Origin of the sequence: Pseudomonas sp. Pseusp3, from assembly GCF_047304225.1 — a bacterium.
Classification (GTDB): Bacteria; Pseudomonadota; Gammaproteobacteria; order Pseudomonadales; family Pseudomonadaceae; genus Aquipseudomonas; species Aquipseudomonas fluorescens_CD.
Genome location: NZ_JBGLYV010000042.1, coordinates 1 through 24,154 on the forward strand (window position 1 = coordinate 1; position 24,154 = coordinate 24,154).

Genomic DNA, 24,154 nt, shown 5'->3' on the forward strand with positions numbered 1-24,154 from the left:
AATACACAGCCGCTATCGCGAGCAGGCTCGCTCCCACAGGTTCAGTGACAACTTTGTGGGAGCGAGCCTGCTCGTGAAGGGGCTGGTTCGATCGCTAAATACGGAAACTGCCTACCAACTGCTTCAGTCGTGCCGCCTGCTGCTCAAGGTCCGAGCACGCGCGCAGTGTCGATTGCAGGTTTTCCACACCTTCCTGGTTCAGCGTGTTGATCTCGGTGATGTCGACGTTGATCGACTCCACCACGGCGGTCTGCTCTTCGGTCGCGGTGGCGACCGACTGGTTCATGCCGTCGATTTCACCGATACGCAGCGTCACGCTGTTCAGGCGTTCGCCCGCGAGGTTGGCGATTTCCACGCTGTCCTGGCTGTGGCGCTGACTGTCGCTCATGGTGCTGACCGATTCACGGGCGCCGACTTGCAGCTCCTCGATCATGGTCTGCACCTGTTGCGCCGATTCCTGCGTGCGGTGTGCCAGGTTGCGCACCTCGTCCGCCACCACGGCAAAACCACGACCGGCTTCACCGGCGCGCGCGGCTTCAATCGCGGCGTTGAGCGCCAGCAGGTTGGTTTGCTGGGAAATGCTGGTGATCACTTCGAGAATCTGCCCGATGTTCACCGTTTTGCTGTTCAACGATTCGATATTGGTGCTGGAAGCGCTGAGCATGCTCGACAGCTTATTCATCGCGACAATGCTGCGATCCACCACTTGCTGGCCGTCTTCGGCCAGGCTGCGGGCATCGCTGGCCTGGCTCGAGGCCTGAGCGGCGTTGCGCGCGATTTCCTGAGCGGCGGCGCCGAGCTGGTTGATGGCGGCGGCGACGCTGCTGGTGCGCGAGGCTTGCTGGTCAGAGTTGAACATCGACGAGTTGGAAGCCGCGACCACGCGCAAGGCAACTTCGTTGACTTGCCCGGTGGCCGAAGACACTTCGCGGATCGAGCCGTGGATACGCTCCACAAAACGGTTGAACGCGGTGCCGAGGCTGCCGAATTCATCGTTGTTGACGATGGTCAGGCGCTTGGTCAGGTCGCCTTCGCCGTCAGCGATGTCGGCCATGGCGCGGGTCATGACGTGCAATGGCTGAATCAGGATGCGAATCAGCATGCCGAGCAGGGCGATGATGATGGCCACGGCAATGATGGTCGCGACAACCGCGGAGGTGCGGAATTCGCTGAGCTTCGAGAAGGCTTTGCCCTTGTCGACCGACAGGCCGATGTACCAGTTGACCGACGACAGGCCCTTGATCGGGGTGAAGGTCACGATGCGGGTTTTGCCGTCGACCTGGATTTCACTCAGGTCGCTGCTGATCGCGGGCGTATCTTGCGGGTAGACATCCTTGAGCGTCTTCATCGCCAGCGCTTTGTCGGGATGTACCAGGATCTTGCCATCGGCGCTGACCAGGAAGGCGTAGCCCATGCCATCGAAATCCAGCGCATTGAGGCTGTCGGCGATCACTTGCAAGCTCAGGTCGCCACCGACGACACCGATGTTCTGTCCATCCTTGATCACGCTATTGACGATGGAAATCACCAGTTGGCCGGAGGCCAGGTCCACATAGGGTTCAGTCAACGCCGAACCGCTGGTGCCTTGGGCGCTCTTGTACCAAGGGCGCGCACGAGGGTCATAGCCGTCGGGCATCTTGCTGTCCGGGCGAATGATGAAAGAACCGTCCTTGCTGCCCAGGTAGGCACCCATGAAAGTCGAAGTCACGGCTTTTTGCACCAGCAGACTGGATACGTTGCCCGCCTCGGGATTGAGTGCGACGGTTTGCGCCAGGTTTTCTATCAACAGGCTGCGCCCGTTCAACCAGGTCTGGATGTTGTTGGCAGTGACGCTGCCCATTTCCTGCAGGTAATTGTCCAGGTCCTCACGAATGGCATTGCGCTGCAAATAGTCGTTGTACAGCGTGAATGAGGCGAAGGCGGCAATAACGATGAGAGCGGCGGCAAGCAGGATTTTATGGCTGAAACGCAGATTTTTGTTCATGGCTTGGGGTTCCGCTAAGGTCTTTATGTCCAGCGCGTGCTTTTATGAAGGGACGCGCAACGGGCAAGGTTGAAAGCAAGTGAATTTTCCGACTCTCCTTAGGGAAATTTCTGACCAGATCGTGTCTGTCTGCTTTGTCGTTATTTCTATCGGCCGTGTAGGACCAAAGATTAATCATGGGTGACCAAATGCCTGATTCATTGCAACTCGTTATCGGCGCCGATCCCAAGGGGCAGCCAATCGCCCAGGCCATGCGCCTGGCGAACCGTCACGGTTTGATCGCGGGCGCGACCGGCACCGGCAAAACCGTCACCTTGCAACGAATGGCCGAAGCCTTCAGCGATGCCGGCGTGGCGGTGTTCGCCGCCGACATCAAGGGTGACCTGTGCGGCCTCGGTGCCGCCGGTAACCCCCAGGGCAAGATCGCCGAGCGGATTGCCGGGATGCCGTGGCTCAACTACAAGCCTCAGGCTTATCCGGTGACGTTGTGGGACATACACGGTCAGTCCGGTCATCCTTTACGCACAACCTTGAGTGAAATGGGGCCGCTGCTGCTGGGCAGCCTGCTGGAACTGACTGACAGTCAGCAGTCGGCGCTGTATGCGGCGTTCAAGGTGGCGGACCGCGAAGGTTTGTTGTTGCTCGACCTCAAGGATCTGAAGGCCCTGCTCAATCACCTGCGGGACAACCCCCAGTTGCTGGGCGACGATGCGGCATTGATGACCACCGGCTCCAGCCAGGCGTTGCTGCGGCGACTGGCGACCCTGGAGCAACAGGGCGCCGAGGCCTTGTTCGGCGAGCCGGCGCTGCAACTCGAAGACATCCTTCAACCCACCGCGGATGGCCGCGGGCGCATTCATCTGCTGGATGCCAGCCGTCTGGTGCATGAAGCGCCGAAAGTCTACGCGACGTTCCTGCTGTGGCTGCTGGCCGAGCTGTTCGAGCAACTGCCTGAGCGGGGCGATGCTGACAAACCATTGCTGGCGCTGTTCTTCGACGAAGCCCACTTGTTGTTCAACGGTACGCCGCAGGCATTGCGTGACCGTCTGGAACAAGTCGTGAGGCTGATTCGTTCGAAAGGCGTGGGCGTGTATTTCGTTACCCAGTCACCGGGTGACCTGCCGGATGACGTGCTGGCTCAGTTGGGCTTGCGCATCCAGCATGGTTTGCGTGCGTTCACCGCCAAGGAGCAGAAATCCCTGCGGGCAGTAGCGGACGGCTTCCGGCCAAACCCGGAGTTCGATGCCTTGTCGGTGCTGACTGAACTAGGGATCGGCGAAGCACTGGTCGGCACCCTGCAAGAAAAAGGTACGCCGGAAATGGTCCAGCGGGTGCTGGTAGCACCGCCGCAATCGCGGATCGGGCCGTTGACCGGTACCGAGCGTACAGCGCTGATTGCCGCTTCGCCGTTGCAGGGGCGTTATGACAAGCCGATTGACCGTGAATCAGCCTATGAGGTGCTGATGGGGCGCAAGGGCCTGGCACCGGATCCTGAAGCGGTGCCGGGCAAACCAGTGGCTGAAGAACCGAGCTTCACCGAGCAGGCCGGGGAATTCCTTGGCACGGCGGCAGGGCAGGCGTTGAAATCGGCGATGCGCCAGGCGGCCAATCAGCTTGGGCGACAGCTGGTGCGCGGGTTGATGGGGTCATTACTGGGCGGCAGTAAACGCCGCTAGCTTGAGCGGAAACAGTCAATGTGGGAGCGGGCTTGCTCCGGGCGGCGTTCCGACGAATGCGGTGTGTCATTCAACGAAAATGTCGACTGGTAAACCCATTCGCGAGCAAGCCCGCTCCCACATTGGTCCGATGTCAGGTTCTGGTTTTGGCGTGCGCCGCCAGTCGCTCCAGCGCTGCCCGCAGGTTTGGGTCGCTGATTCCGTCGGCCGTGGCCTGAATGGTCGCGGCCGCATCGTTCGACAGGTCCATGGTGTGCCCGGCTGCGCCCCGCTGGACGGTAGGCGGCTGCACCTTGAACAGGATTCGCGTGAGATTGTTGAACTCGTCAAACATCTGCAATTGCCGCTGCAGGCGCTTTTGCTGGTAACGCAGGCGAGTTGCCCAATGGCCGTCAGTGACAATCAGCAACAAACTGCCTTCGCGCCAGGAAGCCACGTGGCAATGCTCGCGAGCGGCGGGTTGCAATTGGCTTTCGAGCAAACGTTGCAGATGACCCAGGCGTTGAGCGTGGCCGAGAATGGCTTTCAGCGGCTTGGCTTCGCGTAGTAGAACGGCAGGTACTTTGGCCGTAAGTGGGCGAAATGCCATGATCAGACACCTGAAGTAACAGAGACGCCATGGTAGCAGAAAGCACCGAATGCACCCGCCCTTGCTTTTGTGGACGCTTTACCCATTAAATCAACAACTAACTTCTGCCTTGAACGGCTTGAAGTTGAGCAAAACGCCCTTATTTTAAGTGAGCCCCGTCAAAGCGCTGTGCCAGCATCGTGGAATATCGCCACTTTCCTCTCCATCGTTTCCGGGTAGAATGCTCGTTCGCATGCGGCCATGAGGGCTGCACGGGCGACTCACGGGGCCGCCCTCCATCCCTTTAGTGTGGAAGATCCTGCCGATATGTTTGCGCCTTTGTTAAAGAAACTTTTTGGAAGCAAGAACGAGCGTGAAGTCAAACGCATGCTCAAGACGGTGCAACTCGTCAATGCCTTCGAAGAGCAAATGGTGGCCCTTTCGGACGATCAATTGCGTGCCAAGACCAGCGAGTTCAAGGCCCGCATCGCCAAAGGGGAAACCCTCGACAAACTGCTGCCAGAAGCCTTTGCGGTTGCCCGCGAAGCCGGCAAGCGTGTCATGGGCATGCGCCACTTCGATGTCCAGCTGATCGGCGGCATGACCTTGCATGAAGGCATGATCGCGGAAATGCGTACCGGTGAGGGCAAGACCCTGGTGGCAACACTGGGTGTTTACCTCAACGCGCTGTCCGGCAACGGCGTGCACGTTGTGACGGTGAACGACTACCTGGCCCGCCGTGACGCCAACTGGATGCGCCCGCTGTATGAATTCCTCGGCATGACGGTCGGCGTTGTCACGCCGTTCCAGCCACCGGAAGAGAAGCGCGCTGCCTACGCCGCCGACATCACCTACGGCACCAACAACGAATTCGGTTTCGATTACCTGCGCGACAACATGGCGTTCAGCATGGAAGAAAAATTCCAGCGCGAACTCAATTTTGCCGTGATCGACGAAGTCGACTCCATCCTCATCGACGAAGCCCGTACGCCGCTGATCATCTCCGGTCAGGCCGAGGACAGCTCCAAGCTGTACATCGAGGTCAACAAGCTGATCCCGCAGTTGAAGCTGCACGTCGAGGAAGTCGAAGGCGAAGTGACCCAGGCCGGTCACTACACCATCGACGAGAAGACCCGTCAGGTCGAACTCAACGAAGCCGGTCACCAGTACGTCGAGGAAACGCTGACGCGTATCGGCCTGCTGGCTGAAGGCGAGAGCCTGTATTCGGCGCATAACCTGAGCCTGTTGACTCACGTTTACGCCGGCCTGCGCGCGCACAAGCTGTTCCATCGCAACGTCGAATACATCGTGCAGGACGGTCAGGTGGTACTGGTCGACGAGCACACCGGTCGTACCATGCCGGGTCGCCGTTTGTCCGAAGGTCTGCACCAGGCCATCGAAGCCAAGGAAAACCTGAACATCCAGGCCGAAAGCCAGACGCTGGCGTCGACCACCTTCCAGAACTACTTCCGTCTGTACAACAAGCTGTCCGGCATGACCGGTACGGCCGACACCGAAGCGTTCGAGTTCCACCAGATCTATGGCCTGCAGGTCATGGTGATTCCACCGAACAAGCCGCTGGCCCGTAAAGACTACAACGACCTGGTGTTCCTGACTGCCGACGAGAAATACGCGGCAATCGTGGCCGACATCAAGGAAAGCATGGCCGCCGGTCGTCCGGTGCTGGTGGGTACCGCCACCATCGAAACCTCCGAGCACATGTCCAGCCTGCTCGTGAAGGAAGGCATCGAACACAAGGTTCTGAACGCCAAGTTCCACGAAAAGGAAGCCGAGATCATTGCCCAGGCCGGTCGCCCGGGCGCATTGACCATCGCCACCAACATGGCCGGTCGTGGTACCGACATCCTGTTGGGCGGTAACTGGGAAGTGGAAGTGGCTTCCCTGGAAAACCCGACCCCTGAGCAGATCGCCCAGATCAAGGCCGACTGGCAGAAGCGTCACCAGCAAGTGCTCGAATCGGGCGGCTTGCAGGTGATTGCGTCCGAGCGTCACGAATCGCGCCGTATCGACAACCAGCTGCGTGGTCGTGCCGGTCGTCAGGGCGACGCCGGTTCCAGCCGCTTCTACCTGTCGCTGGAAGACAGCCTGATGCGCATCTTCGCCTCTGACCGGGTGAAGAACTTCATGAAGGCCCTGGGCATGCAGCCTGGCGAAGCGATCGAGCACCGCATGGTGACCAACGCCATCGAAAAGGCCCAGCGCAAGGTCGAAGGCCGCAACTTCGACATTCGCAAGCAACTGCTCGAGTTCGACGACGTCAACAACGAACAGCGTAAAGTGATCTATCACATGCGTAACACGTTGCTGGCCGCCGACAACATCGGCGAGACCATCGCTGACTTCCGTCAGGACGTGCTCAGCGCTACCGTCAGCGCTCACATTCCTCCGCAATCGTTGCCTGAACAGTGGGACGTCGCCGGTCTGGAAGCTGCGCTGCAGAGCGATTTCGGTGTGACGCTGCCAATCCAGCAATGGCTCGACGAAGACGATCACCTGTACGAAGAAACCCTGCGCGAGAAGCTCATGAACGAGCTCATCGCGGCGTACAACGAGAAAGAAGACCAGGCGGGCGCCGAAGCGCTGCGCAGCTTCGAGAAGCAAATCGTTCTGCGCGTTCTGGACGACCTGTGGAAAGACCACCTGTCGACCATGGACCACCTGCGTCACGGTATCCACTTGCGTGGTTATGCCCAGAAGAACCCGAAGCAGGAATACAAGCGCGAGTCCTTCACCCTGTTCTCCGAGTTGCTGGATTCGATCAAGCGCGATTCGATCCGTGTGTTGTCCCACGTTCAGGTTCGCCGCGAAGACCCGATCGAGGAGGAGCAGCGCCTGCGCCAGGAAGCCGAGGCATTGGCCGCTCGCATGCAGTTCCTGCATGAAGAGGCTCCAGGCCTGGAGCAACCGGAAGTGTTGGGCGAAGAGATTGACGTTGCGCTCGCTGCTGCACCGGTTCGCAACGAGCAGAAGCTGGGTCGCAACGAGCTGTGCTACTGCGGTTCGGGCAAAAAGTTCAAGCATTGCCACGGGCAGATTCAGTAAAACCCGTATCAAACGCTGAAATACCCGCGCCGCGACCGGCTTCTGCCGTCGCGGCGTTTTACCATTCGAACCACCGTTTCCCTTGAGCGGTGCTGACATTATTTATAAAGGAGCGCATTCATGGCTGTTGGTCTTGGTCCTTTGCCAACGTTGCACCCGGTTGCCGGTTTTGAACTCGGTATCGCCTCGGCCGGCATCAAGCGCCCGGGGCGCAAGGATGTTGTGGTCATGCGCTGTGTTGAAGGCTCCACGGTTGCCGGCGTGTTCACCTTGAACGCCTTTTGCGCCGCACCGGTGATCCTGGCCAAGCAACGCGTACAAGGCCCTGTGCGTTACCTGCTGACCAACACTGGCAATGCCAACGCCGGCACGGGCGAGCCTGGCCTGGCCGCCGCCGAGCGTACCTGCGCCAAACTGGCTGAACTGACCGGTGTCGATGCCAGCCAGGTGCTGCCGTACTCCACCGGTGTGATCGGTGAGCCGCTGCCTGTGGAGAAGATCGAAGGTGCGCTGCAAGCTGCCCTCGATGATCTGTCGATCCACAACTGGGAAGCTGCCGCCACCGGCATCATGACCACCGACACCCTGCCAAAAGGTGCCAGCCGTCAGTTCCAGCACGACGGTGTGACCGTCACCGTTACCGGCATCAGCAAAGGCGCCGGCATGATTCGTCCGAACATGGCGACGATGCTCGGCTACATCGCCACTGACGCCAAGGTTTCCCGCGACGTGTTGCAAAACCTGATGCTCGATGGCGCCAACAAGTCGTTCAACCGCATCACCATCGACGGTGATACGTCGACCAACGATTGCTGCATGCTGATCGCCACGGGGCAGGCCGCGCTGCCGGAAATCACCCGCGCCGAAGGCGAGTTGTTCGCCAAGTTGAAACAAGCGGTGTTCGAAGTGTGCATGGACGTGGCCCAGGCCATCGTCCGCGATGGCGAAGGCGCGACCAAGTTCGTCACCGTTGAAGTCAACGGCGGCGGCAATCACCAGGAGTGCCTGGACGTCGGCTACACCGTGGCTCACTCGCCGCTGATCAAGACCGCACTGTTTGCTTCCGACCCGAACTGGGGCCGTATCCTGGCCGCTGTTGGCCGTGCCGGCGTTCCGGACCTGGACGTGAGCAAGATCGACGTATTTCTCGGTGAAGTGTGCATTGCCAGCCGTGGTGCGCGCGCGGCAACCTACACCGAAGCCCAGGGCGCGGCGGTGATGCAGCAGGAAGAAATCACCATCCGTATCGAGCTGGGGCGTGGCGATTGCAGCGAAACCATCTGGACCACCGACCTGTCCCACGAATACGTGAAGATCAACGCCGAGTACCGTACTTGATACACGGTTGAAGACCGAGTCGTCCCATTCGCGAGCAAGCCCGCTCCCACAGGTTTTGTGGGCGCCACAAATCTACTGTGGGAGCGGGCTTGCTCGCGAAGGCTGACGACCAGACGCTGGATATTCTTGCTTGTTACCCTGACGAGAAGGCACCCCGAACATGAGCCTGCACCTGATCATCGGCGACAAACTGCTTTCTTCCTGGTCCCTGCGCGGCGCCCTGGCTCTGGATCTGACCGGCGCGGCCTACACCGAAGAACTGATCAAGCTGAACCAGCCGGACACCCGCGAGCGTCTGCTCAAGCATTCGCCGACTGGCAAGGTCCCGCTGCTGAAAACCGGACACGGCACCATCGCCGACTCCCTGGCGATTGCCGAATACCTGGCAGAACAGTTCCCGGGACTCTGGCCGAAAGACATTGCCGCCCGCGCCCAGGCGCGCTCGGCGTGTGCGCAAATGCATAGCGGATTCTTCGCCATGCGCGGCAACATGCCGTTTGACCTGAGCCATGACGCCCCTTTGTCGCCGGTTCCGGCTGACGTTCAGGCCGACATCGAACGCATGTCGGCACTGTGGGCCGAGTGCCGCGCTGCCGCGACTGAAGCCGGGCCGTACCTGTTTGGTCGTATCAGTCTGGCTGACGTGTTCTTTGCACCGATTGCCGTGCGCCTGCGCACCTATCAGGTGAAACTGTCTGCCATCGACGAAGCCTATGTCGAGACCCTCTACCAATGGCCGGCGTTCAAGGCCTGGCAGAAGGCCGGACTGGAGGAGTTGCAAAGGTGAAACGAGTTCATGTCGCCGCTGCCGTCATCCGCGATGGCAGTGGCCAGATCCTGATCGCCCGACGTGCCGACTCACAGCACCAGGGCGGCCTGTGGGAGTTTCCCGGGGGCAAGGTCGAGGCCGACGAGTCGGTCGAAACCGCACTGGCCCGCGAACTCCATGAAGAACTGGGCATCGTGGTCGGCGCGGCGCGCCCGCTGATCAGGATTCGGCACGATTACCCGGACAAGCAGGTGTTGCTGGATGTCTGGGAGGTTTCGGCGTTTACCGGTGAGCCCCACGGTGCCGAGGGACAGCCGCTGGCCTGGGTTGCACCGCGTGATTTGTCGAATTACCAGTTCCCGGCGGCCAATCAGCCGATCGTCGCGGCTGCAAAATTACCGGCTCAGTACTTGATCACCCCGGAGGACCTGGAAACTCCAGCGTTGCTGCGTGGTATTCAGAAGGCCATTGCTGGCGGCATCAAGCTTATCCAATTGCGTGCACCAAACGGTTACGACCCGAAATATCGTGACCTGGCTGTCGATGCGGTGGGTTTGTGTGCCGGCAAGGCGCAATTGATGATCAAGGGGCCGTTCGAATGGCTGGGCGACTTTCCGGCTGCGGGTTGGCACATTACCTCGGCGCAGCTGCGCAAATACGCAGCGGCGGGGCGACCGCTACCGGCATCGCGCTGGCTGGCGGCGTCGTGCCATAACGCTGAAGAGCTGGCGTTGGCCGAACAGATGGGGGTGGACTTCGTGACCCTGTCTCCGGTTCAACCGACCCTGACTCACCCTGGCGCCGAGCCGTTGGGTTGGGAGCAGGCGTCGAGCTTGATCGAGGGGTTCAGCAAACCGGTATTCCTGCTTGGTGGTGTTGGCCCGTCGGAGGTCGAGAAAGCCTGGGCTGCGGGTGCGCAGGGGGTGGCAGGTATTCGGGCGTTTTGGCCTGAGGCCTGATTCTAGCGGCCCCTTCGCGGGAAGGCCCGCTCCCACAGGTTTTGTGAGCGCCACAGACCTACTGTGGGAGCGGGCTTGCTCGCGAAGGGGGCCTGGCAGGCGCCGACTAAACCTCAGGTTTCGCCGCAGGCTGCCAAAGAATCTCCGCCACTCCCTGTCGCTTGGCAATCAACCGCGCGGCAACAAACAACAAATCCGACAACCGATTGATGTACGCCAGGCCAACCCCGGCCAATGGCTCAATCGCATTGAGTTGCTGACACCGCCGCTCTGCGCTGCGCGCCAGGCTGCGGCAGACATGAGCCTGGGCAATCAGCGTCGAGCCGCCGGGCAGGATGAAATTTTCCAGCGGCCCCAACTCTTCATTCCACACATCGATCGCGGCTTCCAGGCGTTCGATTTCCGCTGCATTCAACGCCTGATACACCGGCATCGCCAGTTCGCCACCGAGGTCGAACAAACGGTGCTGGCAAGGCGCCAAAACATCGATCACTTCCTGCAAACCTGAAAAGTCATGCGTTTGCGCCGCCAACCCGGCCAGCAACACGCCCACCTGACTGTTCAGCGTATCGACTTCGCCAATGGCCTCGATCCGCGGGTGATCCTTGGGCACGCGACGGCCATCGCCCAGCCCGGTCTCGCCTTTGTCGCCAGTGCGGGTGTAAATCTTCGATAAACGAAAGCCCATGGTTACCTCGATAGCAGATTGAGTTCTTGCGAGACAGGCGGTGTGCTCGCCAGGGGCAGGCGCAAGGTGAAGCAAGTGCCTTGGCCCAGGGTCGATTGCACTTCCATCTGCCCTTTGTGGTTATTGGTGATGATGAAGTACGACACCGACAGCCCAAGTCCGGTGCCCTGGCCGATTTCCTTGGTGGTGAAGAAGGGTTCGAAGGTCCGTTTGCGCACGTTCTCGCTCATGCCGATGCCGTTGTCCTCGACCTGGATTTCCGCCCACGGCGGATTCAGCCTGGTGCGCAGGATGATCCGTCCCGGCTCGCTGTCGTCTTCGCGCTGGTGAATGGCTTGCGCGGCGTTTTTCAACAGGTTGAGCAGCACTTGCTCCAGTTCGTTGGCGGTGCCGGGAACCGGTCCCAGCGCCGGATCGAACTGACGAATGATGGCCTGGCCCTTGAAGTCGAAGCCTATTGCCAGGTCGAAATCGTTACCGGCGATCTCCACCGCCTGGTCGATCAGGGCGGGCAGATCGCAGGGGGCCATCTGGCGGGTGCTGCGACGGCTGAAGCTGAGCATGTGGGTCACGATTTTGGCGGCCCGGGCACCGGCCTGCTGGATGCCGTCGAGCAACTGTGGCACTTCACGGATTTGCAGATACTGATTGACCGTCGCCAGTTCGATTCCGGCCTGTTCGGCCACTTCAAGGTTCTTCGGCAGATCAGGGGACAGGCGTCGACGAATGTTTTGCACGTTGTGCAGGATCGCACCCAGCGGGTTGTTGATCTCGTGGGCCATGCCGGCGGCAAGCCCCCCGACCGAAAGCATTTTCTCCGATTGCACCATCATCTCTTCCAGGGACAGGCGCTGGGTGATGTCGTCGATCCGGATCACCACGCCGCGCCCGGCACCGCCCATCAATGGGTAGAAAGTCAGGGCGTAGTGGCGGGGTTCGTCGTCCTTGAGCCAGGTGACACGTTCGATTTTGGCCACCGTATGCTGCTCGACCGTCTGCTTGAGTTGCGGCAGAAACGGCTTCAGTGGTTCGAAGGCAAGGAAGATGGGCTGGTTCAGGGCTTCATCGAGGCGTGTGCCGGACAGGGCGCTGGCTTCCTGGTTCCATTGCGTCACGTAGAGCTGTTCGTCGAGGGCGATCAGCGCCGACGGCATGGAGTCGATGATGCTGTTGAGGTAGTTCTGGAAGCCGGTGAGCTTTTTCTCGATCTTGCTGCGCACCTGGACTTCGAGCTCCAGTTTGCGGTTGGTATGGCGAGTTTCTTCGGCCAGACCCTGGGCCTGGTCGTAGGCCGCCTGGGAGTCGTCCCGAGCCCGCTTGAGTTGCTGCTCCCTGGCCTCGATTCGCGAGAGCATGGTGTTGAACGCCTCGGCGAGGCTGCCGATTTCATCGTGGTTTCCTCGTGAAGCGCGCAGTGCGTAGTTTTCTTCACGGGTTACCTGGCGGGACAACTCTTCGAGCTGGTGGATCGGCCGGGTAATCAGGCGCTTGATCTGGCGGGCAATGATCAGCCACAGCAACACGCTGAAGATCAGAATGCCCAGGCTGGCCGTCAGGGTCCCGGTGTAGAACGCCATTGGCAGTTCGCTCGTGGCCACCAGCAGCAAGTGCCCTGGTGCAGTGCCGGGGCGGGGCAGGGTGATGACTTGATTGGTGCGAAACTCGGTGGCCTGCCAGTCTTCGACATGGCGGAAACGCTTCGGCAGTTCCAGGTTGTCGCCATGCTGCAATTGCGCCAGTTGCTCGCCCTTGCCGTCATACAGGGCTGCCGCACGCAGCGGCGAATAGCTGTTGAGTTCCTGTAGCAGGCGCTCGGCGCTTTGTGGTGACGCCAGGGCTTCGGAGGCCAGGCTCGGGTTGGATACCAGTCGGCCGATGGTCTGCAGGGCTTGGGGTGCCATGCTTTCCTGGGAGATGTAGTACGCGGCGCTGATAAAGGTCAGGTTGGCAACCAGCAGGACGGTGACCATCAGTACCAGCAGGGCGGCCAGCAGTTTCTGGCCGACGGGCAGGTTTTCAAGGCGCTGGCGCAATGGCATCGGATTCATCGCAAAAAAGGAACAAGTGGCCAGCGTAGCCGCTGCTCAGTCGCTGGGCAATCCAAGGCTGTGCAGGCGAGCAATCAACCTTGACTCAAGCTGATTGAGGTGAGGCAGGTTCAGTTGATGACGCCCGGCAACTTTACAGGCGTAACCCAGCAGGTAGCTGATTTCTGTGCGGCGCTGGCTGGTGACGTCCTGATGCATCGAGGAGTAGTTGGCAGCAGTGGCGTGGATCACCCGTTCGACTTCCTGCTGCAGGTTTTCGGCCGCTGCCGGCTGACCACAACGCTCAAGCAACTCCACCAGTTCGCCGCACAGGGTGGCGACTTCGCAGTGATGTTGCTGTAAACCACCGTTGCGGCAGTCGTGCAGCACCGTCAGCGGATTGATCGCACAGTTAAGCGCAAGTTTGCGCCACAGCCTGGTCAGGATTTCGGTGCTCCACTCGTGGGGGATGCCGGCAGTGCTCAGGTCATCGAGCCAGATCGGCGCGACGGGATGGCTCGCATCCCCCAGCCAGGTGAAGCCATGCCCGGCAAACACCACGCGCCAATCGCCATCGCGGAAGGCCCCTTCGGTGCTCGACGCATAGATGCAGCGTGCCTGAGGAACCTGTGCGGCCACCGCTTCCTGACTGCCCAGGCCATTTTGCAGCAGAATCAGTTCGGCGTCTGGGGCCAGGCGTGGCGCCAGTCGGGCCACCGCACCTTCGGTATCGTAGGCTTTGCATGCCACCAGCAGGCGGTTGATCGGTTGGCTGCTGTTGGCTGTCTCGGCGGGCACGGCATAGTGTCGCGCCTCGCCGTGTTCCACCAGTGTCAATCCACCGGCCGCCTCATAGGCCTGCAGTCTCGCGGTGTCCCGCAGGATCAACCTGACCGGCACTCCAGCCCGTGCCAGACGTGTTGCCCATAAAGTGCCAAGGCTGCCGGCGCCCAGAACATGCCAGGTGGTAGACATCAGCTTTTTGCTCTGTTTAAGGCGTGCATCGGCAGCTCACAGTGAATGATGGGAAAGACCCGTTATAATCAGCGCGGATTTTAACCGCAAGCCAGGCGTGCTCCATCAGCACGCCTTTAAATTTGGAGAGATTACATGCCGTCGTTCGACGTGGTATCCGAACTGGACAAACACGAAGTCACCAACGCGGTCGAGAACGCCGTCAAGGAACTCGATCGTCGTTATGACCTGAAAGGCAAAGGCAGCTTCGAGTTCAAGGAAAAAGACCTGACCGTCAACCTGACCGCCGAGGCGGATTTCCAGCTCGAAGCAATGATTGAGATCCTCAAGCTGGCGCTGGTCAAGCGCAAAATCGACGTGCAGTGCCTTGAAGTCAAGGACGCGTTCGCTTCGGGCAAGCTGATGAAGCAGGAAGCGGTCCTCAAGGAAGGCATCGACAAGGAACTGGCGAAGAAGATCGTCGCTCATGTTAAGGACGCCAAGCTCAAGGTCCAGGCTGCCATTCAGGGCGAGCAGGTACGTATTACCGGTAAAAAGCGCGATGACCTGCAAGAAGCCATTGCAGTGCTGCGGGCCAAGGAATTCGGTATGCCGCTGCAGTTCAACAACTTCCGCGACTGATCTTGTACGCGGGAACCTCTTGGCGTTTGCGACGTCGCAGGCCCAGGCAACGGCAGAAACGATTGAGCTCGTCGCGGTTCAATCTTTCTGCCGCTTTTTTTATGCATGCCGGATAGCCGGAAAAGGAGCAAGCAGATGGACTTAAATGCTGAGGTAGACAACCTGGTCAAGGTCTCCCAGACCTGGATCCCGATGATCATGGAGTACGGCAGTCGTGTACTGCTGGCGGTCATCACCCTGGCCATCGGCTGGTGGCTGATCAACAAAGTCACGAAAAAGCTCGGCGGCCTGATCGCATTGCGTAATGCCGACCTGGCGCTGCAAGGCTTTATCAGCAGCCTGGCGAACATCATCCTCAAGATCCTGCTGATCGTCAGCGTGGCCTCGATGATCGGTGTGGAAACCACTTCGTTTGTAGCGGCGATTGGTGCGGCGGGCCTGGCCATTGGCCTGGCCTTGCAGGGCAGCCTGGCGAACTTCGCGGGCGGCGTGCTGATTTTGCTGTTCCGTCCGTTTCGTATTGGTGACTGGATCGAGGCTCAAGGTGTCGCCGGTACTGTCGACAGCATCCAGATTTTCCATACCGTACTGCGTACCGGTGACAACAAAACCATCATCGTGCCCAACGGTAATCTGTCGAACGGCATTATCACCAATACCAATCGTCAGCCGACCCGCAAAGTGGTGTTTGATGTAGGCGTCGATTACGAAGCGGACTTGCAGAAAGCCAGAGAAGTGTTGCTGGAGTTGGCCAAGGATCCGCGTGTTTTGACTGACCCGGCACCTCAGGCAGTCATTTCGACATTGGGTGACAGTTCGATCACTGTTTCCCTGCGTGTCTGGGTGAAGACGGCGGATTATTGGGATGTGATGTTCATGTTCAACGAACTATCCCGTGATCGTCTGAGAGAGGCCGGCATCGATATTCCATTTCCACAGCGGGTTATTCGCGTGGTTCAGGAATCTGCTGCGCAGTGATTGGTTTTCTGGTCAATGCCTGACTATTCGGTCAGGCATGTTCTGCATGGATCTGATGTTTTAAACACACTGTTGTCACACCAACGAAAAAGGCCCATCCGAAGATGGGCCTTTTTTTGATTACCGCAAACTAACTTTCTGTGATTACAGAATGTTGAGCGGGTAGTCGGTGATCAGGCGGAACTCAGAGATATCGCCTTCGCCTTCGTCAGCATTGGCGGTGTGCCATGCTTGACGGATGCGGAACGACAGATCCTTGGCTGGGCCGGATTGAATGACGTACTTGGCTTCCACGTTGGTTTCGTGGTGTTTGCCGTCTGCACCGTACAGACCGGTGTAGGTGCTGTTCGATGGAGTGTTGGTACCGTCGATGTTCCAACCATTCACGTAACGGACCATGAAGCTCAGGCCAGGTACGCCGTACTCGGCCATTTTCAGGTCGTAACGGGCTTGTACCGACTTCTCGCCAGGGGCGTTGAAGTCAGAGTACTGAATGGAGTTGGCGAGGAAAATCGAGTCGCCACCACGGTTGTTGTCACCCACACCGATGTAGTCGAACGGGGTATCGCCGTTGACCTTCTGGAAGGCCAGGGTCAGGGTGTGTGCTTTCAGGAACGAGTAAGCAGCGGCCAGGGAGTAGGCGGTGTTGCTGATGTCGCCTGCTTTAGCGTTACCGGTATCCTTGGTGTTGTAGATGTTACCGTCGAAGTTGATCGAGTTGTCGCCGCCCAGTGCGAGGGTGTAGTTCGCGTTGGCGTAGTACTGGTTCCAGACGTCTTCGAGCTTGGCACCGTAAAGCGATACGCTCAAGTCCGGGGTAATGCCGTACTTGCCACCGAAGTAGTCGATGGAGTTGGCTGTCACGCCAGCGTAGGTAGCGAACAGTTCGCCGTCACGAGCGTTGCGGTCCTGGCTGGTTGCCGAGTAGAAGTGACCGGCTTCGAGGTCAAGGTCTTTGACTTCGCTGCTCTGCAGTTGGATACCGCTGGCAGTTTGGTGAAGGATACGGGAACCACCTACAGCGAACACTGGAGAGGTGCTTGGCTGCATGTCGCCGATTTTCAGCTCGGTCTTGGAGATGCGGAACTTGGCGGCAGCGCCGGCTTTGCCCTGGCTGTTGTTGACTTCGCCATCAGAGTCCACGGACATGTTGCCGGAACCTGCATATTTGTCGGAACCGTCCAGTTTGATGGCCAGTTGGCCCCAAGCTTCAACGCCAACACCGATCAGGCCTTGGGTGTAGCCCGAGCTGTACATGCCCTGGATGCCCTGGGTCCAGTCTTTGTCATCGACTGCGCCGTTTTTCTTGTTACGGTTGTAGTAGTAGTTGCGAACCAGCAAGTCGAGTTTGCTGTCTTCAACGAAACCTTTGGCTTCGGCCTGGTCGCTTACGAAAGGTGCGGCTACTGCCAACTGAGTACTGGCTGCTGCTGCAACTGCCAGTGCGATCATGCTCCACTTCATCACGCGCATCGTGATTTGCTCCTTTGGTTTTAGAAGAGTACTGCCGTCCCACCTGTTTTATTATCTGGGCGGCTCTTTCTTTTTGTGTCGGCGCAAACTTATATCACGCCGACAATGTTGGCGATACTTGCGTATCTAACCTTTCGCCTTCTTTACGACCCTGTCGCAAACAGCGAGATAGATGTCGCAAATTTCCAGCTCCAACGCAACCGGGCTGACAACTTTAATGCTGTTTTCTGAGCCTTGGCGCCAGTAAAAAGAGTCCTGGTGAAACGTTTGAATCTCCATCGGGCTACCTTGCCGCTGTCTTTTTTACCTGAAGACCTCCGCTTCCAGCGGGTGTCACATCAGGTGATGTTGGGTATGAATGCAATAAGCATGCGCAAAATCCAGCTCTGTTGCATTTTTTTTCAAATTGACGGTCTGACGCTGTAAAAACCTCATAAAACCGGGGGTTCAAGCACGCTTGTTATGGGCTTGACGCCTTGCCTGGCATCATGTTGCACCCTTCTGGTCGACTGACTGACAACCAAAAATGTTACCGGTTCACCCCGCCAGTGAGTAAATGGCGGATGTCGAAGCGTTCAGCGTAGACCCACTGTGCGGTTTTGGTGCAAAAAATTTTTCGCCCCGTGCCGGGTTCATCCCGGTTGACCGCTTGTCTTGTGCGAACACTTCGTTGTGAATCAGTCATTTCGGCGTTTTTTGCCGGTTGATCGGTGCTGTCATGGTGCGCGGCAGCGAAAAATGTCTCATTCGGGAGCGGGCTGACAGCTTTCGCTTGCGCCAGGGACCTCTGTGCAAGGTTCGCCGTGAAGCGTGCGCCGTTCGCAGGTATGCTGCCGTCCGGTCGCTTGGTGAGCTGTCCCTCCGGATGGGCGCTAAGCTGAAAAATGATGACCCGGCGGGAGTGCACGCGGTGTTTGCTTTAGATCCACGACTTCAACAAGACACGTTACCGATCGGGGACTTTCCGCTCTGCCGGTTGCTGTTGTCCAACGATTCGAACTATCCCTGGTTCATCCTGGTACCTCGCCGTGAGGCTATCAGTGAGATATTTCAGTTGGATGATGCAGATCAGCAACAGCTTTGGAAGGAGACGACGGAGCTTTCGCAAGTGCTCAAGGACTCGTTCGACGCGGACAAATTGAATGTTGCGGCGCTGGGCAATGTCGTCAGCCAGTTGCATATGCACGTGATTGTGCGCAAGCGCGAAGATGCCGCCTGGCCAGCACCGGTTTGGGGGAAACATCCGGCAAAGCCCTATGATTCGGAGCAGGTCGCCGCCATTCGCGAACGTTTGCGCCTGATATTGACCGATGATTTTACGTTTCTGGAGGGCTGAATCATGAGCCTGGAAGAACGCGTTACCGATCTGGAAAGCCGCCTGGCCTTTCAGGATGACACCGTCCAGGCATTGAATGATGTCCTGGTCGAGCAGCAACGGGTGGTCGAGCGTCTGCAACTGCAGATGGCTGCGCTGCTCAAGCGCCAGGAGGAAATGGTCGGCCAGTTCGAGTCGTTCGAAGAGGAAGCGCCGCCGCCGCACTATTGAGCGACGCACAGGCATGAAAAAACCGCGGACAGCTCGGCTGTGCGCGGTTTTTTTCAGCTTTGAATCAGCGACGTGGCAGTGCGGCGATCACGTCTTCGGCTTGCAGGCCCTTGTCACGATTCATGACAGAGAACTCCACGCGCTGGCCTTCTACCAGAACGCGGTGACCTTCACCGCGAATGGCCCGGAAGTGGACGAAGATATCGTCGCCGGAGTCGCGGGAAATGAAGCCGAAGCCTTTGGATGTGTTGAACCATTTTACGGTGCCGGTATCGCGGTTGCTCATGTCGTAGCTTGGCGAGGCGGTGGCTGGTGACGATTTGTAGAAGCTGATACCCAGATGCAGGGCAATAGCGATCAGGGCTGCGACCAGGCTGAACAGAACGGCGGGTTGACCGGCGATGACAGGCATCGGTGCGATCAGTGTCAGGGTTTGCAGGACTACCGCCAGGACCAGCAGGGCGCTGACCAGGTTTTGCAGTTGGTGGCGCGGACCTTTGTTCCAGTAAGGGATGACAGGTGCAAGTGTGAGATTGAGCAGGCCGAAAAAGGCCAGGTACAGCGCATCAGGTTGTTGCAGGTAAGGTAAGGCTTCGGATTGCAGGCTAGGGACAAAGGACAGCAGCAAGGCCGCAGCGCCTATCAGCAGATGGACGATTTTCAACATTTTGATTAACTCACGTTAAGACAGTTCACAAGGAAGAGCTGATGGCGCACGGTTCGCTTCAAAACAATAAAGAGGCGTTGGACACGTGCCCGATATCAGCCTATGCGCCATACCGGGAAAAATAGGTGCTGGCGACACGCCGTCTATTTAACAGCAAAGCGGCAGGCTACTCAAATCAGGGCGTCCGGCGGCTCTTTTGGAGCGAATGGCCGCAGGTTGCCCGAAGTTTCGCGGCTGCGGTAAGGCGGCAGGCTTGCCGGGGTGGTTCGGCACCCATTACTCGACAAGGTCAGTGACGAACTTGCGGTTGAGGTGTTGATCCAGTGCATGCAGGTGCATGAAAAAAAACGGCCTGGATGCTTCGCACTCTACTTTCCTACACCATTCGATACTGTGCATCTGAAGGGGGCGTCACTTTGCTGTGTGGGAAATTGTCCGGAGTAGGACGTTCTCCACGGTCTGCCAAAAGTTGTTGGCTTATCCTACGTCGGCGGCCATAAAGTCGTCTGGATATACCTTTGCACCTGCGTTTTTATAAGTCGGCAGACAGTTGCTCTTAATCAAACCAGGATGGCAAAGGAGTGTCAGCGTTATGGTTTATGAAAGGCATGAAGAGGGGCGATACGGTTCGCGCAGGGATGTAAGGGTTGACCCGTTCGTTCGCGAGTTCGATATGGGGCTGGCCCAGCCTTTGTCCCGCTCCGTACGATTGAATGGCTTCGCCACCTGTTTGCGGCTTGAGCAGGTTTATTGGGATATTTTGGCGGAGATGGCCCGGGTCAACGGTTGCTCGGTCAGTAGCCTGTTATCTCATCTGGATCGCGAGGTTCACTTGCGCCACGGCGGAGTCAGGAATTTCAGCGGATTGGTGCGGGTTGTTTGTGTCGTGCACAGTCTCAAGGAAGGCGGGTGCATCGGCACGGCCTAGTCTGGACGGCGAAAGCAGCAGAGTGTCGGCCTGTGCAGTCTTACGGCTGCACAGGCCGCATTTAATGGATATAATCCCGCTCTTTGCCGCAAAACCCTGCGTGTGCGGTAGCAATCTGATCGCCGAGACAACCTCCATGCCGATGTACGATTATCAATGTGCTTCCTGTGGTCATCAGTTGGAAGCCATTCAAAAGATCAGCGATGCACCGCTGGTCGACTGCCCTGCCTGTCAGGCGCCAGAGCTTAAAAAAATGCTGTCCATGCCGGGCTTTCGCCTTAGCGGCACGGGTTGGTACGAAACCGATTTCAAGACCGGTTCCAAGAAGAATCTGGCCGGCGGCGACAAAGCTGACTAAGGTCCTGAACCTGAGTTGAACAACACGCGTGCTCTTGCATCACCCGACGACTTTTTTAAAGGCGGGGCTGCTGTAGGATCTCCAACCGAATTTCGAATTACGAGAAGTGAAACCACGACCATGATGCGCAGCCATTATTGCGGCCAACTGAACGAAAGCCTGGACGGCCAGGAAATTACCCTTTGCGGATGGGTCCACCGTCGCCGTGACCACGGTGGGGTGATTTTCCTCGATATCCGTGATCGTGATGGTCTGGCCCAGGTCGTGTTCGATCCGGACCGCGCTGAAACCTTCGCCGCAGCCGACCGCGTGCGCAGCGAGTATGTCGTGAAGATCACCGGCAAGGTTCGCCTGCGTCCTGCCGGTGCGACCAACGCCAACATGGCGTCGGGCATGATCGAAGTCCTCGGTTATGAGCTGGAAGTACTGAACGAGTCGGAAACCCCGCCGTTCCCGTTGAACGAATTCTCCGACGTCGGCGAAGAAACCCGCCTGCGCTATCGTTTCCTCGACCTGCGTCGTCCGGAAATGGCCGAGAAGCTGCGTCTGCGTTCGCGCATGACCACCAGCATCCGCCGCTTCCTCGACGAGAACGGCTTCCTCGACGTAGAAACGCCGATCCTGACCCGCGCCACCCCTGAAGGCGCGCGCGACTACCTGGTGCCGAGCCGTACTCACGCCGGTTCGTTCTTCGCCTTGCCGCAATCGCCGCAGCTGTTCAAGCAACTGCTGATGGTGGCCGGCTTCGACCGTTACTACCAGATCGCCAAGTGCTTCCGTGACGAAGACCTGCGTGCCGACCGCCAGCCGGAATTCACCCAGATCGACATCGAGACCAGCTTCCTCGATGAAAAAGACATCATGGGCCTGACCGAAGCCATGATCCGCAACCTGTTCAAGGAAGTGCTGGATCTGGAATTCGGCGATTTCCCGCACATGACCTTCGAAGAAGCCATGCGCCGCTACGGTTCCGACAAGCCAGACCTGCGTAACCCGCTGGAACTGGTTGACGTTGCCGACCAGCTCAAGGAAGTCGACTTCAAGGTGTTCAGCGGCCCGGCCAATGACCCGAAATGCCGCATCGCTGCCTTGCGCGTTCCAGGCGGGGCAAGCATGCCGCGCAAGCAGATCGACGATTACACCAAGTTTGTCGGTATCTACGGTGCCAAGGGCCTGGCGTACATCAAGGTCAACGAGCGCGCCAATGGCGTCGAAGGCCTGCAGTCGCCAATCGTGAAGAACATTCCTGAAGCCAACCTGAACGTGATCCTCGATCGCGTCGGTGCGGTCGACGGCGATATCGTGTTCTTCGGCGCCGACAAGGCGAAGATCGTCAGCGAAGCCCTGGGCGCACTGCGGATCAAGCTTGGCCACGACCTGGACCTGCTGACCTGCAAGTGGGCACCAATGTGGGTCGTCGACTTCCCGATGTTCGAAGAGAACGACGACGGCAGCTTCACCGCCTTGCACCACCCGTTCACCGCACCGAAGTGCACCCCGCAAGAGCTGGAAGCCAATCCGGCTGGCGCACTGTCCCGTGCCTACGACATGGTGTTGAACGGCACCGAACTGGGTGGCGGATCGATCCGTATCCACCGCAAGGAGATGCAGCAGTCGGTGTTCCGCCTGCTGGGCATCAACGAAGCGGAACAGGAAGAGAAATTCGGCTTCCTGCTCGACGCCCTGAAATACGGCGCACCGCCGCACGGTGGCCTGGCCTTCGGTCTGGACCGTCTGGTGATGCTGATGACCGGCGCCCAGTCGATCCGTGAAGTGATCGCCTTCCCGAAAACCCAGAGCGCGGCAGATGTCATGACTCAGGCGCCGGGCCAGGTGGACGCCAAGGCATTGCGCGAACTGCACATTCGTCTGCGCGAAACGCCCAAGGCTGAGTAAGCTTGACCTGAAGGGCGCATCTCGGGATGCGCCCTTTCCTTTTAGGCAGAGTTGTTCAAGACTTTTGTTTGTCGGCTGGCGCAATGCAGCGTAGCGGGCAATGTTTCAAAGAGAATTCGGAGCGAGTTATGGCAGGTCATTCCAAGTGGGCGAACATCAAGCACCGCAAAGAACGTCAGGATGCCAAGAGGGGCAAGATCTTCACCAAGTGGATTCGTGAGCTGACCGTTGCTGCCCGTCAGGGCGGTGGCGACCCGGGCTCCAACCCACGCCTGCGTCTGGCCCTGGACAAGGCCCTGGGTGCCAACATGAGTCGCGACATCATCGACCGTGCTGTCGCCCGCGGTACCGGCGCAGCCGACACGGACGACGTGGTCGAACTGACCTACGAGGGTTACGGTCCGGGTGGCGTGGCGGTGATGGTCGAATGCATGACCGACAACCGTAACCGCACCGCAGCCGCTGTTCGTCACGCGTTCAGCAAGTGCGGTGGCAACCTCGGGACTGACGGTTCGGTGGCCTATCTGTTCGAACGCAAGGGGCAGATCTCCTTCGCTGCCGGCGTTGACGAAGACGCGCTGATGGAAGCGGCCATGGAAGCCGACGCCGATGACGTGGTGACCAATGAAGACGGTTCGATCGACGTTTTCACCTCGTTCGCCGGCTTCTATTCCGTGCGTAACGCACTGGAAGCGGCGGGTTTCAAGGGTGATGACGCGGAAATCGTCATGTTGCCGACCACCAGTGCCGAACTCGATCTGGAAGGTGCCGAGAAAGTCCTCAAGCTGATCGATATGCTCGAAGACCTGGATGACGTGCAAAACGTCTATTCCAATGCGGAAATTCCGGAATCGGTGGCCGCACAGCTAGGCTAAAGGGCAACAATGTCCCATGTGGGAGCGGGCTTGCTCGCGAACGCGGATTTGCAGGCAACGTTGTTGCTGAATATGAAACCGCTTTCGCGAGCAAGCCCGCTCCCACATTTGTTATTCGTTGTATTGAATATCGTGCTTTTACTGAGCCTGCAGGCGTTATGACTTTAATTCTTGGTATCGACCCCGGTTCGCGCATCACCGGTTACGGTGTGGTTCGTGATACCGGCCGTGGCTGTGAGTACGTCGCCTCCGGTTGTATCCGCACCGGTGCCGGCGAGCTGCATGAGCGACTGCAGATTGTCTATCGTGGGGTGCGGGAGATCATTCAGACGTACCATCCGGTGACCATGGGGATCGAAAAGGTGTTCATGGCCCGTAACGCCGATTCCGCCCTGAAGCTGGGGCAGGCCCGTGGTGCTGCGATCGTGGCAGGTGCCGAGGAAAGCCTGGAAATTGCCGAATACACCGCAACCCAGGTCAAGCAGGCCGTCGTCGGTACCGGTGCGGCCAATAAGGAGCAGGTGCAGATGATGGTCATGCACATGCTCAAGCTGACCAGCAAGCCGCAGATCGATGCTTCGGACGCCCTGGCCATTGCCATCTGCCATGCTCATACCCGTTCCAGTCTGTTGCCCCATGGCCTGGGAGCAGCACGCAGTCGTGGCGGGCGCCTGCGTCTCTGATAGCATCAGCAAGCATTTTTATGGAGTGGGGGCGTTTCGCCTGGGTTGTCGGCGATATTCCCTCGCTCTATCAGTCGCTGGC

The 24,154-nt window shown here is 58.8% G+C and carries 21 protein-coding genes; 14 read left to right on the forward strand and 7 right to left on the reverse strand.

Annotation, left to right across the window (positions count from 1 at the left end; all coding sequences use genetic code 11):
- Positions 1-94 precede the first annotated feature (94 nt).
- On the reverse strand, positions 95-1,984 hold the full coding sequence (locus ACCD00_RS15880; protein ID WP_413425945.1) for a methyl-accepting chemotaxis protein: 1,890 nt from the start codon (positions 1,982-1,984) through the stop codon (positions 95-97).
- Between the two features lie 188 nt (positions 1,985-2,172).
- On the opposite strand from ACCD00_RS15880, the gene ACCD00_RS15885 reads away from it, so the two are divergent.
- Positions 2,173-3,660 (forward strand): helicase HerA-like domain-containing protein, encoded by a 1,488-nt coding sequence (locus ACCD00_RS15885; protein WP_413425947.1) that lies wholly within the window; start codon positions 2,173-2,175, stop codon positions 3,658-3,660.
- A 133-nt stretch (positions 3,661-3,793) separates the two neighbouring features.
- Here the strand turns inward: ACCD00_RS15885 and ACCD00_RS15890 are convergent, their stop codons facing one another.
- Positions 3,794-4,249 (reverse strand): DUF721 domain-containing protein, encoded by a 456-nt coding sequence (locus tag ACCD00_RS15890; protein ID WP_057396259.1) that lies wholly within the window; start codon positions 4,247-4,249, stop codon positions 3,794-3,796.
- A 306-nt stretch (positions 4,250-4,555) separates the two neighbouring features.
- Here ACCD00_RS15890 and secA point away from each other — a divergent pair, with 306 nt between their 5' ends.
- The 4 genes from secA to ACCD00_RS15910 all read left to right on the forward strand — a co-directional run bounded on the left by secA (position 4,556) and on the right by ACCD00_RS15910 (position 10,357).
- Positions 4,556-7,291, forward strand: a complete 2,736-nt coding sequence (gene secA / locus ACCD00_RS15895) for a preprotein translocase subunit SecA (RefSeq protein WP_413425949.1) — start codon at positions 4,556-4,558, stop codon at positions 7,289-7,291.
- A gap of 120 nt (positions 7,292-7,411) precedes the next feature.
- Complete coding sequence (gene argJ / locus ACCD00_RS15900; RefSeq protein WP_413425951.1) at positions 7,412-8,629, forward strand: bifunctional glutamate N-acetyltransferase/amino-acid acetyltransferase ArgJ; 1,218 nt, start codon at positions 7,412-7,414, stop codon at positions 8,627-8,629.
- 160 nt (positions 8,630-8,789) lie between these two features.
- The gene (locus ACCD00_RS15905; RefSeq protein WP_413425953.1) at positions 8,790-9,416 is read left to right on the forward strand and encodes a glutathione S-transferase family protein; all 627 of its coding nucleotides are present in this window, start codon (positions 8,790-8,792) and stop codon (positions 9,414-9,416) included.
- Positions 9,413-10,357, forward strand: a complete 945-nt coding sequence (locus ACCD00_RS15910) for a Nudix family hydrolase (RefSeq protein ID WP_413425955.1) — start codon at positions 9,413-9,415, stop codon at positions 10,355-10,357. Before ACCD00_RS15905 ends, ACCD00_RS15910 begins: the two co-directional genes overlap by 4 nt.
- Before the next feature lie 106 nt (positions 10,358-10,463).
- On the opposite strand, the gene ACCD00_RS15915 is transcribed toward ACCD00_RS15910, so the two are convergent.
- The 3 genes from ACCD00_RS15915 to ACCD00_RS15925 are packed head-to-tail and all read right to left on the reverse strand — an operon-like array spanning position 10,464 to position 14,047.
- Positions 10,464-11,045, reverse strand: coding sequence for a cob(I)yrinic acid a,c-diamide adenosyltransferase (locus ACCD00_RS15915; RefSeq protein WP_413425957.1), 582 nt, complete (start codon positions 11,043-11,045; stop codon positions 10,464-10,466).
- A gap of 2 nt (positions 11,046-11,047) precedes the next feature.
- Positions 11,048-13,084, reverse strand: a complete 2,037-nt coding sequence (locus ACCD00_RS15920; RefSeq protein ID WP_413425960.1) for an ATP-binding protein — start codon at positions 13,082-13,084, stop codon at positions 11,048-11,050.
- A gap of 45 nt (positions 13,085-13,129) precedes the next feature.
- Entirely contained in the window at positions 13,130-14,047 is a 918-nt protein-coding gene (locus ACCD00_RS15925) for a putative 2-dehydropantoate 2-reductase (RefSeq protein WP_413425962.1), read from the reverse strand.
- A gap of 135 nt (positions 14,048-14,182) precedes the next feature.
- Between ACCD00_RS15925 and ACCD00_RS15930 the strand changes: the two genes are divergently transcribed.
- Positions 14,183-14,668 carry a YajQ family cyclic di-GMP-binding protein gene (locus ACCD00_RS15930; protein WP_007977344.1) on the forward strand — a complete coding sequence of 162 codons (486 nt, stop codon included), beginning with the start codon at positions 14,183-14,185 and terminating at the stop codon, positions 14,666-14,668.
- A gap of 135 nt (positions 14,669-14,803) precedes the next feature.
- Positions 14,804-15,646, forward strand: coding sequence for a mechanosensitive ion channel family protein (locus tag ACCD00_RS15935; RefSeq protein ID WP_057398966.1), 843 nt, complete (start codon positions 14,804-14,806; stop codon positions 15,644-15,646).
- A gap of 144 nt (positions 15,647-15,790) precedes the next feature.
- Here the strand turns inward: ACCD00_RS15935 and ACCD00_RS15940 are convergent, their stop codons facing one another.
- Positions 15,791-17,119: an OprD family porin gene (locus tag ACCD00_RS15940; RefSeq protein ID WP_413425965.1), complete on the reverse strand. Its 1,329-nt coding sequence runs from the start codon at positions 17,117-17,119 to the stop codon at positions 15,791-15,793.
- Positions 17,120-18,029: 910 nt separating this feature from the next.
- Here ACCD00_RS15940 and ACCD00_RS15945 point away from each other — a divergent pair.
- Together ACCD00_RS15945 and ACCD00_RS15950 are read left to right on the forward strand one after the other, a co-directional pair.
- Entirely contained in the window at positions 18,030-18,455 is a 426-nt protein-coding gene (locus ACCD00_RS15945) for an HIT family protein (protein ID WP_413426002.1), read from the forward strand.
- 3 nt (positions 18,456-18,458) lie between these two features.
- Positions 18,459-18,665: a SlyX family protein gene (locus tag ACCD00_RS15950; protein WP_322614660.1), complete on the forward strand. Its 207-nt coding sequence runs from the start codon at positions 18,459-18,461 to the stop codon at positions 18,663-18,665.
- A 64-nt stretch (positions 18,666-18,729) separates the two neighbouring features.
- Here the strand turns inward: ACCD00_RS15950 and ACCD00_RS15955 are convergent, their stop codons facing one another.
- Positions 18,730-19,332, reverse strand: a complete 603-nt coding sequence (locus tag ACCD00_RS15955) for a cold shock domain-containing protein membrane protein (RefSeq protein WP_413425967.1) — start codon at positions 19,330-19,332, stop codon at positions 18,730-18,732.
- Between the two features lie 592 nt (positions 19,333-19,924).
- On the opposite strand from ACCD00_RS15955, the gene ACCD00_RS15960 reads away from it, so the two are divergent.
- The 5 genes from ACCD00_RS15960 (at position 19,925) to ruvC (ending at position 24,072) form a co-directional block, all read left to right on the forward strand.
- Positions 19,925-20,260, forward strand: coding sequence for a ribbon-helix-helix domain-containing protein (locus ACCD00_RS15960; RefSeq protein WP_413425969.1), 336 nt, complete (start codon positions 19,925-19,927; stop codon positions 20,258-20,260).
- A 136-nt stretch (positions 20,261-20,396) separates the two neighbouring features.
- Positions 20,397-20,618: an FmdB family zinc ribbon protein gene (locus ACCD00_RS15965; protein WP_007977333.1), complete on the forward strand. Its 222-nt coding sequence runs from the start codon at positions 20,397-20,399 to the stop codon at positions 20,616-20,618.
- Positions 20,619-20,738: 120 nt separating this feature from the next.
- Positions 20,739-22,514, forward strand: coding sequence for an aspartate--tRNA ligase (gene aspS / locus ACCD00_RS15970; RefSeq protein WP_413425971.1), 1,776 nt, complete (start codon positions 20,739-20,741; stop codon positions 22,512-22,514).
- 128 nt (positions 22,515-22,642) lie between these two features.
- Positions 22,643-23,389 (forward strand): YebC/PmpR family DNA-binding transcriptional regulator, encoded by a 747-nt coding sequence (locus tag ACCD00_RS15975; RefSeq protein ID WP_007995641.1) that lies wholly within the window; start codon positions 22,643-22,645, stop codon positions 23,387-23,389.
- A gap of 158 nt (positions 23,390-23,547) precedes the next feature.
- On the forward strand, positions 23,548-24,072 hold the full coding sequence (gene ruvC, locus ACCD00_RS15980; RefSeq protein WP_008015799.1) for a crossover junction endodeoxyribonuclease RuvC: 525 nt from the start codon (positions 23,548-23,550) through the stop codon (positions 24,070-24,072).
- Positions 24,073-24,154 lie beyond the last annotated feature (82 nt).

Excerpts from the sequence above, each read along its gene's own strand:
- ACCD00_RS15880 (WP_413425945.1), bottom strand. The coding sequence starts at position 1,984 with ATGAACAAAAATCTGCGTTTCAGCCATAAAATCCTGCTTGCCGCCGCT.
- ACCD00_RS15885 (WP_413425947.1), top strand. The coding sequence starts at position 2,173 with ATGCCTGATTCATTGCAACTCGTTATCGGCGCCGATCCCAAGGGGCAG.
- ACCD00_RS15890 (WP_057396259.1), bottom strand. The coding sequence starts at position 4,249 with ATGGCATTTCGCCCACTTACGGCCAAAGTACCTGCCGTTCTACTACGC.
- secA (WP_413425949.1), top strand. The coding sequence starts at position 4,556 with ATGTTTGCGCCTTTGTTAAAGAAACTTTTTGGAAGCAAGAACGAGCGT.
- argJ (WP_413425951.1), top strand. The coding sequence starts at position 7,412 with ATGGCTGTTGGTCTTGGTCCTTTGCCAACGTTGCACCCGGTTGCCGGT.
- ACCD00_RS15905 (WP_413425953.1), top strand. The coding sequence starts at position 8,790 with ATGAGCCTGCACCTGATCATCGGCGACAAACTGCTTTCTTCCTGGTCC.
- ACCD00_RS15915 (WP_413425957.1), bottom strand. The coding sequence starts at position 11,045 with ATGGGCTTTCGTTTATCGAAGATTTACACCCGCACTGGCGACAAAGGC.
- ACCD00_RS15920 (WP_413425960.1), bottom strand. The coding sequence starts at position 13,084 with ATGCCATTGCGCCAGCGCCTTGAAAACCTGCCCGTCGGCCAGAAACTG.
- ACCD00_RS15925 (WP_413425962.1), bottom strand. The coding sequence starts at position 14,047 with ATGTCTACCACCTGGCATGTTCTGGGCGCCGGCAGCCTTGGCACTTTA.
- ACCD00_RS15930 (WP_007977344.1), top strand. The coding sequence starts at position 14,183 with ATGCCGTCGTTCGACGTGGTATCCGAACTGGACAAACACGAAGTCACC.
- ACCD00_RS15935 (WP_057398966.1), top strand. The coding sequence starts at position 14,804 with ATGGACTTAAATGCTGAGGTAGACAACCTGGTCAAGGTCTCCCAGACC.
- ACCD00_RS15940 (WP_413425965.1), bottom strand. The coding sequence starts at position 17,119 with ATGCGCGTGATGAAGTGGAGCATGATCGCACTGGCAGTTGCAGCAGCA.
- ACCD00_RS15950 (WP_322614660.1), top strand. The coding sequence starts at position 18,459 with ATGAGCCTGGAAGAACGCGTTACCGATCTGGAAAGCCGCCTGGCCTTT.
- ACCD00_RS15955 (WP_413425967.1), bottom strand. The coding sequence starts at position 19,332 with ATGTTGAAAATCGTCCATCTGCTGATAGGCGCTGCGGCCTTGCTGCTG.
- ACCD00_RS15960 (WP_413425969.1), top strand. The coding sequence starts at position 19,925 with ATGGTTTATGAAAGGCATGAAGAGGGGCGATACGGTTCGCGCAGGGAT.
- ACCD00_RS15965 (WP_007977333.1), top strand. The coding sequence starts at position 20,397 with ATGCCGATGTACGATTATCAATGTGCTTCCTGTGGTCATCAGTTGGAA.
- aspS (WP_413425971.1), top strand. The coding sequence starts at position 20,739 with ATGATGCGCAGCCATTATTGCGGCCAACTGAACGAAAGCCTGGACGGC.
- ACCD00_RS15975 (WP_007995641.1), top strand. The coding sequence starts at position 22,643 with ATGGCAGGTCATTCCAAGTGGGCGAACATCAAGCACCGCAAAGAACGT.
- ruvC (WP_008015799.1), top strand. The coding sequence starts at position 23,548 with ATGACTTTAATTCTTGGTATCGACCCCGGTTCGCGCATCACCGGTTAC.